Below are 12,224 nucleotides of genomic sequence, written 5' to 3'. Positions count from 1 at the left end.
AGCCCTGCCCGTTACCACGTTATTTCATGTCCCTGGCCTGATTCCTAAGGGTGGGATTTCCTGTTCCAGGGCGGCTTTCGCAAACGCTTCCAGGGTAAAATCGCGTCCAACTACGCCGGTTCAGTAACGTCGAATATGCAGATCAACGACGTGCTGCTCTCTGTTCGGCCAACCGAGAAATTGACCCTGAACGCGATGGCCTTTGACTACCACCAACTGTCCCGTCGCAATGAACGGGATTTCGCGGCGCGGGAGGTGGATCTGTTCCTGGATTGGATGGTCACGGATAACGTCACGCTTTCGCCCTTGATCGGCCTCTATAAGCCCGAGAAATGGTTTGGCAACGGTGGCGGGCAGAGCGGCAGCGCGTCGACCAACGCGTACATGCAGTTCATTGTGTGGGTGACGTTCTGAGTCGTCATTAAAGGCTGTTGCAGGTCCCGCAGGCGTTGACGTTTTGCGTCAACGCCTCATCCATTCAGAGCATGCGGCGCAGCACGTCGTTGCGCGGATCGCGGTCGTAGAAGCGATGCTTGAGGGCGCCCGCCACATGCAGCACGATCAGGACCAGCAACGTATAGGCGAGGACTTTGTGCAGCCATTGGAACACCGCAAACCAATCGTCATTCTTTGGCAACAGTTCCGGCAGGTTAACCCCGAAAAAGAACACCCCGTCGCTCATCGTGTAGGTGCTCGACATGGAGTAGCCCATCAACGGCACGATCACCAGCAGCACGTACATCACGCGCTGCGTCAGGCGTGACAGGAACCGTTCATACCCCGCCAGGGTTTCCAGTGGCTGCGGCAGCTTGGGGGTGCGAAAACGCACGGCGAGCTGAGTCAGGACCACCAGGAACGTCAACACCCCGAAGGACTTGTGCCACGGGTAATAGAGCTCGTATTTGCTCGCCACTTCATCATTCATGCCGGTCATGTGCCAGCCGACCCACAGCAGGCCCAGGACCAGCACCGCACGCACCCAGTGCAGCATGCGCAAGGAAGTCGGGTACCGATCGATTGTCGGTTGATCTATTGGGTTCATATCAGGCTCTCCACGGAGCGATGCACGGTTCAATGGCCACCCTCAACGTTGGAGGGTGGCTCGGTCAGGTCAAGGCGTGTGCTCAGGCCGGCAGCAGCACGGTGATGACTTTCTCCTCGGTGTAGGCCAGCGCGCCGCTGAACCCGCCTTCACGCCCGATACCGCTGGTCTTGACGCCGCCCCAAGGCAGGTTGGCGTCCAATGGGCTCCAGCAGTTGATACCCACGGCGCCGGCTTTCACCGCTGCCGCGACACGGTGCGCTTTGACCAGGTCGCGGGTCCAGACCGTGGCCGCTAGGCCGTAGCTGCTGTCGTTGGCCAGGGCGATCGCTTCGTCTTCGCTGTCGAACGTAATGAGGGTGCCGACGGGACCGAAGATCTCGTCCCGGGCGATTTCCATGTCGTTGCGGGCGTTGGCGAAGATCGTCGGGCGCACGAACCAGCCCTTCTTAGGCGCCGAGACGCCGCCGGCGAGCAGTGTGGCGCCTTGGTCGATACCCAGTTGGATGTAGCGGTTGACGCGATCGAATTGCGCCTTCTTGGCCACTGGGCCCATCTGTACGCCGGGCTCGCGAGGATCGCCCACGTTCACGGCCTGTGCGGCCTCGGCCAGTGCGGCACCGAAACGTTCGGCGAGGCTGCGCTGCACCAGGATCCGCGAACCGGCTGCACACACCTGGCCCTGGTTGGCAAACAGACCGAGCGTACAGCCGCGCAGGGCGTCGTCGAAGGAGGAATCGTCGAACACAATCTGCGGGCTCTTGCCGCCCAATTCCAGGGCCACGCGCTTGAACAGCACCCCGGCGGTGCGCTGGATTTCACGCCCGGCCTCGGGACTCCCGGTGAAGCTGATCTTGGCGACATCCGGGTGTTCGCACAGGGCGCGACCGACTTCGTTGCCGTAGCCGGTGACCACGTTGATCACGCCGTCCGGGAAGCCGGCTTCTTGCGCCAGCAGCGCCAGGTGCAGGGCCGACTGCGGGGTTTCTTCCGATGGTTTGATTACGACGGTGCAGCCAGCCGCCAGCAATGCAGCGAGCTTCCACACGGTGATCATCAGCGGCGAGTTCCAGGGCACGATGGCACCAACTACGCCGACGGGCTCGCGTACTGTGTACGACAAGGTCTTGGTGCCAAAGTAGCCACCAGTGGGAATGGTGCGGCCTTCAAGCTGGTTGGCCCAGCCAGAGGCTGCGCGCAGGTTGGCAATCGCGTTGGGCAGGTCCATACGGCGCGGTTCGATAGGGGAGCGACCGATGGCGTTGGCGTCAAGATCGGCCAGCAGTTCGCTGTCGCGCTCAACCAGGTCGGCCAGCTTCGATAGCAGTCGGCCACGCTGGGCGCCGTCGAGTTGGCTCCATTCGCCGCCTTCAAGTTGCCGGCGTGCAGCCACCACGGCACGGTCCACGTCCTCACTGGTGCCACGCGCGGAGCTGCCATACACCTGTTCGGTCACGGGGCTGACCAGGTCGATACGACGACGGTCGAAAGCTTCGCAGGACGTACCTTCGATAAAATGATTCAAGTGCTCAGTCATTTTGCGGTCCTCGAATAGTGGTCAGGTTCACGCCTTGAGGGACGCCAGGGCGTCGCCGAAGATGTCCAGTGCCTTGAAGAACAGTTCACGGGAGATCGTCAGTGAGGGCATGACACGCATCACGTTGCTGTAGCGGCCACAGGGAATCATCAGCACGCCGTGGTTGAGCAGATAGCCCATCAGTTGGCCGATCTTCTCGCCCGCCAGGGGCGCCTTGGTGAGCGGGTCTTCGATCAGTTCGATGCCGATCATCAGGCCGCGCCCGCGCACTTCACCGACCAACGGGCTGTTGAAGCCACGAATATGCGCCTGTGCCTCCAGCCCCAGCGTGTGGGCGCGGTTGAGCAGGTCGAGTTCAGGATCCTGCAGGATACTGATGTTGGTCAGAGCCACTGCGGCCGACAACGAGTTGGCGGCGAACGTGTTGGGCATGGAACCGTCGGGGATTTTCGCCGCCAGGTCCGAGCGCATGATCAGGCCGGCCATGGGCAGGTCGCTGCCGATGCCTTTGCCGAAGGTGAGCATGTCGGGCTTCACGCCGGAGTGTTCGACCGCCCACATTTTGCCGGTGCGGCCGGCGCCGGACTGCACTTCATCGACGATCAGCAATGTGCCGCTGCGGTCGCAGGCCTTGCGCAGCAATTGCAGGAATTCCGGCGATGGGGGCACGTAGCCGCCTTCGCCCTGTACCGGTTCCACGATCACCGCTGCCACGTCATCGGCGGCGGTGTAGGGAGTGTTCAACAGGTAGTCGATGTACTCGCCGGCGATCTGCTCGGCGCTTTTGTGGGTGGTGTCGAAAGGGAAACGGTAGGCGTAAGGGTAGGGGGCGTGAATCACGCCACCCATTTGCGCGCCAAAACCTTTGCGGTAGGCCGTGCCAGTGGTCAGCGAACCCGAAGCGTTCCACACGCCATGGTAGCCGCCGTGAAAGGCGATGATCTGGTGCCGCCCGGTGATGCGTTTGGCGAACTTGATTGCCGCTTCCAGTGCATCACTGCCGCTTTGCGTGAAGAAGGTGATGCAGTCGCCACGCAAACCCTCGGGCGCGATTTCGGACAACTTGGCAGCCAGCTCGGTACGCCGGGTGCTGTTGATTTCCAGGGCGTGCATCAGCACTTCGGACTGTTCGCGAATCGCCTGCACCACTTTGGGGTGGCAGCGACCTACGCTGCTGACACCGACGCCGGCGGACAGGTCGATGTAAGTGTTGCCGTCCGGGTCTTTGAAGGTCGCACCGAAGGCGCGGTCCATGGCGATCGGCATGCGTCCGCCGCCGCGTGCCATCGACTCGGTACTCGCCGACAGCGCCAGGGCTTCGCGGGTTTTAGGGCCGGGCAGTTCGCCGGAGATAATCCGCGGGGCATCCGCGAAGTGCAGGGATTGAAGTTTGGCTTCACTCATGACGGTCTCTCTGGAATGTCTATTTAAGTGTGCCGATCATCTCCGGCGCCGGTTCCAGGCCGGTAGCCCGAATCGGCACATGAGATGCATGCATTCCAGCGCATAAACAATTTCCACGATTTGTGCTATGTGCGACTATCAAGCCCATAGGCGATCTAAAAACAAGAATATTGGTAGAGGTACACGACCCAATGAAAAACCAGACGATCAGCCATTTTCGAGATGTCCACGTCCATGCAGCCACCATCCAGCAGTGGAACCAGGACTACAGCCAGTTAACCGCCGGCTGCGCCGAGAGCTCGCTGATGCAACTGACGACAACCGGTTGTCACTTGTTTCTCGAACAGATCAACCAGCGCGTGGTGCAGAACGGCGTGGCGCCTCGCGGCAAGATGTGTTTTGCCGTGCCGATCAACGTCCCCGGTTCGATTCGCATGCAGGGTCGCGAGGTGGATGAAAGCAGCCTGTTCTTTCTCCACGGCGGCGAGGAGTTCATGTTCCATATGCCGATGGGCATGGAGCTGCTGTCCATCACCTTCGAGCGTGAGTTGTTCGAACAGGCACTGGAGCAAACGGCGTCGGCGAAGGAGCTCAACCGCTTGCTGCGCCAGCCGGTGATCAGGGTTTCCCCCCAGCGATTTGCGCGGGCTCGGCAGCGATTGCTGGCGCTTTTCTCCCAGGCACTGGTGTATGAAGATCTCGACAGCACGCCGGATCGTGAGGTGGCGCTGGAGCAGGCGATGCTCGGCGAGCTGTTGCAACTGATGACCGACCCGGCCTGTGACAAACACCAGCGAAGCCCCAGCTCCACGCGCAGTTTCATTGTCGAGAAATGCCACCGCCTGACCACCGCAGAAATGATCAACGTGCCCAGCGTGATCGAGCTGTGCGAGCGCCTTCAGGTGAGTCGACGGACGCTGCAGAACAGCTTCCGCTCGGTCGCCGAGACCACTCCGCTGAACTACCTGCGCTCTGTAAGGCTCAACGGTGTGCGCCGCACCTTGATGTCCACGCGTGCCTGCGAGCTGTCGATTGGTGATGCCGCCGCCCAGTGGGGCTTCTATCACCTGAGCCATTTTGCGGCGGAGTACCAGGAGCTGTTCGCAGAGCTGCCGTCCCATACCGCCCGCGCAGCCATCGCCGCTTACGCGCGCGCCTGAACGAAAAAATCTGCAAAGACCGGATACAGCCTGCCTGGGAGAGGCGGGTGTTTCGCCGTGGGTGCTTGCGTTACCGATTTGGGATACCGGCGCGTTGCAGGGCAGGCATAGGATCAGTGCCAGCGTGCAACAAGAACGACAAGCTATTCGGTGCCGGTGAACCGCCGGCTGCACCGATCCTGCAGCGACTGCCTCATACAATAAGGTCAATAACATGAGTGTATCCAACTCGATCAACAGCTCCACGGAGCTCAAGCGTGGCGCCCTGGGTGTGGGCTTTATCATCTTCTTCGTGGTGTCGGCGGCAAGCCCGCTGAGTGTGATCGCCGGCGGCTTCCCCATCGGTATCATGCTGGGCAACGGGGCGGGGACCCCGGCGTTGCTGATCCTCGCCTTGCTGGTGCTGCTGGCGTTCTCCGTGGGCTACACCACCATGTCCCGCCACCTGACCAACGCCGGTGGCTTTTACGCCTTTACCGCACGCGGGCTGGGCGGCCTGGCCGGTGGCGCGGCCGGGGTGCTGGCGATGTTTGCCTATAACATCCTGCAGGTTGGGTTGTATGGCATGTTCGGCGGGGTGGTCAGTGGCACCATGGAAGCCGCGTTCGGCCTGGTGCTGCCGTGGTGGTCCTACTCGCTGATGGCGATGGCCAGCATCGCAATCCTGGGTTATCGCAAGATCGACCTGTCGGCGCGGGTGCTGTCGGTGATGGTGATCGCCGAGTACCTGGCGATCCTGGTCCTGGACTTCGCCATCCTCAAGTCCGGTGGCGACAGCGGCATCAACCTTGACGCCTTCACCAGCAGCCGAGTGTTCAGCGGCACGCCGTCAATCGGCTTGCTGTTTTGCTTCGCCGCCTTTATCGGCTTTGAGGCAACGACCATCTACGGGGAGGAAGCCAAGGACCCGAAACACACCATTCCGATTGCGACGTACTGCTCGGTGTTGCTGATCGGTGGTTTCTACGCGTTATCGGTGTGGTCGATGGTGGTGGGCGTGGGGGCGGACAAGATCGTGCCGATGTTGCAGGCCTTGCAGGATCCGACCACGTTTATCTACGGCATGTCCGACCATTTTGTCGGCCCGCAACTGACCCAGGTTATCCGTGTGCTGTTCATGGTCAGCATCTATGCCGGGCTGTTGGCCTTCCATAACGCCGCTGCACGTTACTTCTATGCCATCGGCCGTGACGGTTTGCTCCACAGCCAGTTGGGCACCACCCACCGCGTACACCAGAGCCCGCATATGGGCTCGGCCTTGCAGAGCCTGATCTCGGCCGTGGTGGTGCTGATTTTCGCCGCGTTGGATGCCGATCCGATCCTGCAACTGTTTGCCTGGTTGTCCAACCTGGCCACGCTGTGTGTGGTCTTGCTGATGGCGCTGACTTCTGCGGCAGTGCTGGTGTTCTTCCGACGCCACCCGCAGCTCCAGGTCGGGGTCTGGCGCGGGCAGATCTTCCCGGGTTTCTCGTGCCTGGCGCTCTTGGCGGTGCTGGTGTTGGCGGTGGTGCATTTCGACGTACTGACCGGTGCCAGTCGACTGCTGTCCTACAGCCTCTGCGCGATTATTCCCCTGGCCTTGCTGGGCGGGGTATTCCTCGCGGCGCGGCTGCGCAAGGCATCGCCCCAGCGGTTCCTGGCGTTGGGCAGCCACAAGCTTTAAGGCGTGGCCGGCGGTGTTTGCCTGCTCAACTTGACCAGCAGCGCTGCGATCAAAAGCAGTGCTGCCGACACCGCCAGCACCGCGACAAAGCCCGCGTCGAACGCCGAGCGGGCAAATGCGCGCAGCATGGCAGCGCCTTCGGGCGACAGCGTTTCGGCAACGACCAGCGCGTCGTCAAGACTGTCGAATGTCGCAGGGTTGCGGGTCAGCCAGGATGGAATCACCACGCCCGCCGAATACGCATAAATCGCCGATAACAGGCTGCCTGCCAGGGTTACACCCACCGCACCGCCCAGTTCAAACGACACTTCCTCGATGGAGGCGGCCATGCCAGCCTGGTTGGCGGGTACGCTGAGCATGATCGTGCTGGACGACGCTGTCAGTGCTGCACCAATGGTAAATCCTAGCAGCACAAGGACGATCAGTTGCAGGTACACCGCAGCGTCATAAAGCAGCAGGTAGGCCAGCATCGACGCAGCAGATAGCAGCAGGGTCCAGAACAGCATCCGCTGGTTCCCCAGGCGAGGCAGGTAGTAACCGGCAAGTGGCCCTGAGATAAACGAGCCCAGCGGCAGCGGCAGGATAAACAGTGCCGCTTCCAGTGGTGACAGGCCCAGCACCAGTTGCAGGCGTTGGCTGAATACCAGCTCCATGCCGATCAACGCAGCGGCGGACACCACGGCCGAGATCACCGCATTTCTGAACCCCGTTATCTTGAACAGCGCCAAGTCGAGCATCGGCTGAGTGGCGCGACGTTGGCGGCGAACAAACAGCGTCAGGAACAGCGCACCCAACACCAATGCGATCAACATGCCTTCGAAGGAGGGCGCACGCTTGCCGAGTTCCTTGACCGCATACGCGACGCTGATCAAACCGATCATCACCTGCAGCGAGCCCAGCCAGTCCCAGCGTTTGCTCATATCCCCCGGATGATTCGGGATCAAGAGGGCGCCGACGACCAACGCCACCAGCACGATCGGCACGTTGATCAAAAATACCGAGCCCCACCAGAAATGCTCCAGCAACAAGCCGCCCACCACAGGGCCGAAGGCCGCGCCTCCTGAGGCCACCGATGCCCATATACCGAACGCCATGGCCTGTTCGCGCGGATCGATGAAGGTTACCCGCACGATGGCCAGCGTGGCGGGCATCATCATCGCCGCGCCGACCGCCAGGAAACCCCGTGCCCCAATCAATACGGCGGCGGAGGGTGAGAACGCCGCAATCAGCGAGAACAGGCCAAACACACTGAGCCCGCCGATGAACAGGTGTTTGTGCCCGAGACGGTCACCTAGGGTGCCCATACCCAGCAGTAGGCCCGCGGCGATCAGTGCATAGATGTTAACGATCCAGAGTTTTTCCGAGGCCGAGGCATTCAGCTCTCGGGTCAGGGTGGGCAGGGCGGTGTACAGCACCGTCATGTCGATGACGATGAGCAGCAAGGCGCTGGAAATAATCGCGAGGATCAGCCAGCGGCGTGAAAAAATCATGGAGGGGGCTCAATGCAGGGGAGTTGGAAGTCAGCCACTGTAACCGAGTCAAGAAGGCATACGTTTTACACGCGGAAATGCCCCACCAGTTGCTGTTGGTGATTGGACATTTGATGCAATGCGTCACTGGCCTTTGACGCTTCGTTCATGCGCCCGGCGAGTGTTTCGCTGATGCCGCGGATGTCGCTGACCCGATGGCTGATATCGTCCACCACGCTACTCTGCTCAAGGGCCGCGCTGGCAATCTGCTGATTCATTTTTTCGATGACATCCACGGCCTTGGAAATATTCTCCAGGGCCACCCGGGTTTGTTGCACCTGAATCACGCTACCACTGGCTTGCTCGCGGCTGAGTTGGGTGCTGTGTACCACCGCCTGGCTCAGCTGTTGCAGCGTTTCGATCACCGTGCGTACCTGTTCGACCGAACTCTGTGTGTTGCTCGCCAAGTGCCTCACTTCGTCGGCCACTACCGCGAAACCACGGCCCTGTTCGCCGGCCCTGGCCGCTTCGATGGCTGCATTCAACGCCAGTAGATTGGTCTGTTGCGCGATGGTGCTGATGACGTCCAGCACCTGGCCGATCTGGGCGCTGCTATTAGCGAGCGCGTTGACTTGTTCAAGGGTGGTTTCCAGGCGCTGATCAAGGGATTCAATGCTGCGCTCGGCGGTTGAGAAAACCGCCTGGCCTGATCGGCTCGCATTTTCTGCGGTGGTTGCTGCGTCGGCGGCGCTGTGGGAGTGACGCGCCACTTCCTGGGCGCTGGCGCTCATTTCGTGCAACGCGGTCGCCGCCAGTTCCACTTCGCGGTACTGACGCTGCATGCCAGCACTGACTTCGCGGGCAATGCTCGATGAGGTGTCGGCACTGTTGCGGGTGTCCAGGGACGCAGCCTGGATGGCGCGAATGATTGGCTGCAACTTGTCGAGGAAACGGTTGAACCCATCGGCCAAGTGGCCCAACTCGTCGCGCCGCCCGGTGGGCAGGCGTTGGGTGAGGTCACCGTCTCCTTCGACAATCGCATCAAGCAACTCGGCCATCTTCAGCAATGGGCGCGTCACGCCGTAAGCGGCCAGCCAGATCAGCAGCATTCCCAGGCTGCTGGCAAGGATGCCCAGTCCCAGGTTGAGCCAATTAGACTCACGACTTTTGTCATCCAGTTCGCTCTGCATCTGCCGGGCAGGCGCCTGCACCCGGGCCTGCGGAACCTTGATTTCCAGTTGCCAGGCCGGCGTGCCCGGCGCCGTCTGTAAGGGCTGGCGTATATCCAGCGTGTCCCCCGAGACGTCGCCGCTGCGTCCTGCCGCTTGGCCAGTGGCCGACAGGATGGTGACCTGGCTGTCACCCCGGTACAAGTCCTGGGCGAGGTTGGCCGCCAGCTTCTGCAAGGTGTCGAGGCTGATGTCCATGCCCACTACGCCGAGCACTTTGCCGTTGACGATCAGGGGGATGGATACACTGCTCATCAGGGCTTTCTGGCCTTCGACTTCGATGGTGTAGGGTTCGACCACACACACCCGTTGTTGCGCTTGAGGGCAGGAGTACCAGGCGTTTCCAGGCTCACTGCCCGGGGGCGCGGTGTTCGCGGCGATTTGTGACTCACTCAGTACCTCCTGCACCAGTTGCCCCGGTTGACTCTGTGACCAATACAGCGCGAAGCGCCCGGTTTCATTGCCCGCCACGGCGCGTTGGTCGCGCCAATCGGCGTCGGTGCCCGCCAGTGCATCCGGCAGCATGATGACGTACAGGCCGAGCACTTTTTCGCGCTGCTTCAGGGTTTCACGTGCGGTGCTGATCAGGGCTTCGCGCAATTGGCCGACGGTCAGGCGCCCCTTGAGCGTTTGCTCGCGCAGCTGCAGAACCTGTTGCGCAAAGCCTTCGCCATACAGTGCGGTCTCATTGAAAAAACGCTCCACCTGTTGGCCATGCGCCACGGCCTGGGCCTGCAAGCGTTCCAGCGCAGCCTGTCCGAGCAATTCGCTGCTCTGCTCTTTAAGCAGCCTTGCACTGGCTTGATTCTGATATGCGCTGGCGCCAATCAGGGCCGCCACCACTGCCAGTAGGCAAAGTCCGCTCAGCAGGGTAATACGCCATTGAATGGTGAGGTGGGCTAGCTGCATGGTTGGGGCTTCCTACAAGTGGACTTCGCGATGATGGGCTGGGGGTGAGGCGAGCCCTCATTCTTATTCTGGTTGCCGGCACCCGGACAGAGCACCGGTGAGGCTAGATTGCGGGGATGACAGGTCAGGCAGCTATCCCAAATCGGCAACAGCGATGGGATTGATGGTGCAGACCTGACCCGTTTTGGGGCGAGGCTTCGGACGCTACCGATTTGGGATAGCGAGCGGTTCAGGGGCGGGCATAGGATCAAATTCAGCGCGCAACTAAAACAAAACGCTACCCGGTGCCGATGCTGTGTGGTCGGACCAACCCTAAAGCGACTGCCTCATACAATAAGGTCAACAACATGAGTGTATCTATCCCGGTCAACAGCTCCACGGAGCTCAAGCGTGGAGCCCTCGGTGTGGGCTTCATTATCTTCTTCGTGATATCGGCGGCGAGCCCACTGAGTGTGATCGCCGGCGGCTTCCCCATCGGCATCATGCTGGGCAACGGTGCCGGCACCCCGGCTTTGCTGATCCTTGCCTTGCTGGTGCTGCTGGCGTTTTCGGTGGGTTACACCACCATGTCGCGCCACGTGACCAATGCCGGTGGCTTTTACGCATTCACTTCCCGTGGCCTGGGTGGACTGGCGGGCGGTGCCGCTGGGGTACTGGCGATGTTTGCCTATAACATCCTTCAGGTCGGGTTGTACGGGATGTTCGGCGGTGTGGTCAGTGGCACCATGGAAGCCGCCTTCGGCCTGGTGCTGCCGTGGTGGTCCTACTCGTTGATGGCGATGGCGAGCATCGCGATCCTGGGCTATCGCAAGATCGACCTGTCGGCTCGGGTACTGTCGGTGGTGGTGATTGCCGAGTACCTGGCGATCCTGGTCCTGGATTTTGCCATTCTCAAGTCCGGCGGCGACAGCGGCATCAACCTTGACTCGTTCAGCAGCAGCCATGTGTTCAGTGGCACGCCGTCAATCGGATTGCTGTTTTGTTTTGCCGCCTTTATCGGCTTCGAGGCAACGACCATCTACGGTGAAGAAGCCAAGAATCCCAAGCGCAGTATCCCGATTGCCACCTACTGTTCGGTGTTGCTGATTGGTGGTTTCTACGCGCTGTCGGTGTGGTCGATGGTGGTGGGGGTGGGGTCGGACAAAATCGTGCCTCTACTGCAGTCCTTGCAGGACCCCACCACCTTTATCTATGGCATGTCCGACCACTTTGTCGGCCCGCAACTGACCCAAATCATCCGCGTGCTGTTCATGGTCAGTATCTATGCCGGGCTGTTGGCCTTTCACAACGCAGCAGCGCGTTACTTCTACGCCATCGGGCGCGACGGCCTGTTGCACAGCCTGTTGGGCACCACCCACCGCGTGCACCAGAGCCCGCATATGGGCTCGGCCTTGCAGAGTTTGATCGCAGCGGTCGTGGTGCTGGTGTTTGCCGCGATGGATGCCGATCCGATCCTGCAACTGTTTGCCTGGCTGTCCAACCTGGCCACGCTGTGCGTCATCCTGTTGATGGCGCTGACCTCGGTGGCGGTATGTGCCTACTTCCATCGCCATCCAGAGCTTAACGTCGGGATGCTGCGCGGCCGGATCCTGCCCGGTATTGCGTGCCTGGCGTTGGTGATGGTGCTGGTGTTGGCGGTGGTGCATTTCGACGTGTTGACCGGTGCCAGCCAACTGCTGTCCTACAGCCTCTGCGCGATAATTCCGGCCGCCCTGATCATCGGCATCGTGCTCGCCGCGCGACTGCGCAAGAGCTCGCCGGAACGGTTCCTGGCCTTGGGCAGCCACAAGCTTTAAGGCACCAGCGATTTT

8 protein-coding genes and 2 pseudogenes are annotated in these 12,224 nt (G+C 61.1%); 4 read left to right on the top strand and 6 right to left on the bottom strand.

All coding sequences use genetic code 11. From position 1 onward, the window contains the following. The first annotated feature begins 135 nt into the window (after positions 1-135). Positions 136-414, top strand: a complete 279-nt coding sequence (locus ACVWXD_RS09800) for a hypothetical protein (protein ID WP_457370920.1) — start codon at positions 136-138, stop codon at positions 412-414. Between the two features lie 64 nt (positions 415-478). Here the strand turns inward: ACVWXD_RS09800 and ACVWXD_RS09795 are convergent, their stop codons facing one another. From ACVWXD_RS09795 to ACVWXD_RS09785, 3 genes are all read right to left on the bottom strand, one after another. Continuing rightward, positions 479-1,042 (bottom strand): cytochrome b, encoded by a 564-nt coding sequence (locus tag ACVWXD_RS09795; RefSeq protein ID WP_075944480.1) that lies wholly within the window; start codon positions 1,040-1,042, stop codon positions 479-481. A gap of 82 nt (positions 1,043-1,124) precedes the next feature. After that, the gene (locus ACVWXD_RS09790; RefSeq protein ID WP_457370919.1) at positions 1,125-2,579 is read right to left on the bottom strand and encodes an aldehyde dehydrogenase family protein; all 1,455 of its coding nucleotides are present in this window, start codon (positions 2,577-2,579) and stop codon (positions 1,125-1,127) included. 27 nt (positions 2,580-2,606) lie between these two features. After that, the gene (locus ACVWXD_RS09785) at positions 2,607-3,983 is read right to left on the bottom strand and encodes an aspartate aminotransferase family protein (protein WP_236438288.1); all 1,377 of its coding nucleotides are present in this window, start codon (positions 3,981-3,983) and stop codon (positions 2,607-2,609) included. A gap of 191 nt (positions 3,984-4,174) precedes the next feature. Here ACVWXD_RS09785 and ACVWXD_RS09780 point away from each other — a divergent pair, with 191 nt between their 5' ends. Together ACVWXD_RS09780 and ACVWXD_RS09775 are read left to right on the top strand one after the other, a co-directional pair. Next, positions 4,175-5,143 (top strand): helix-turn-helix domain-containing protein, encoded by a 969-nt coding sequence (locus ACVWXD_RS09780; protein WP_406960933.1) that lies wholly within the window; start codon positions 4,175-4,177, stop codon positions 5,141-5,143. 214 nt (positions 5,144-5,357) lie between these two features. Then, positions 5,358-6,806 (top strand): APC family permease, encoded by a 1,449-nt coding sequence (locus ACVWXD_RS09775; protein WP_457370918.1) that lies wholly within the window; start codon positions 5,358-5,360, stop codon positions 6,804-6,806. On the opposite strand, the gene ACVWXD_RS09770 is transcribed toward ACVWXD_RS09775, so the two are convergent. From ACVWXD_RS09770 to ACVWXD_RS09760, 3 genes and pseudogenes are all read right to left on the bottom strand, one after another. After that, positions 6,803-8,296 (bottom strand): MFS transporter, encoded by a 1,494-nt coding sequence (locus tag ACVWXD_RS09770; protein ID WP_457370917.1) that lies wholly within the window; start codon positions 8,294-8,296, stop codon positions 6,803-6,805. The genes ACVWXD_RS09775 and ACVWXD_RS09770 overlap by 4 nt on opposite strands. A gap of 65 nt (positions 8,297-8,361) precedes the next feature. Continuing rightward, positions 8,362-8,904 (bottom strand): annotated as a pseudogene (locus tag ACVWXD_RS09765) (methyl-accepting chemotaxis protein); the annotation flags it as partial. 315 nt (positions 8,905-9,219) lie between these two features. After that, positions 9,220-10,413 (bottom strand): annotated as a pseudogene (locus ACVWXD_RS09760) (PDC sensor domain-containing protein); the annotation flags it as partial. Between the two features lie 347 nt (positions 10,414-10,760). Between ACVWXD_RS09760 and ACVWXD_RS09755 the strand changes: the two are divergent. Further along, positions 10,761-12,209, top strand: a complete 1,449-nt coding sequence (locus tag ACVWXD_RS09755; RefSeq protein ID WP_457370916.1) for an APC family permease — start codon at positions 10,761-10,763, stop codon at positions 12,207-12,209. The last annotated feature ends 15 nt before the right edge of the window (positions 12,210-12,224 follow it).

The organism is Pseudomonas sp. TE3911 (assembly GCF_054062775.1).
Note: the sequence above shows the minus strand (reverse complement) of the source record. Positions and strands in the feature narration are given on the sequence as shown.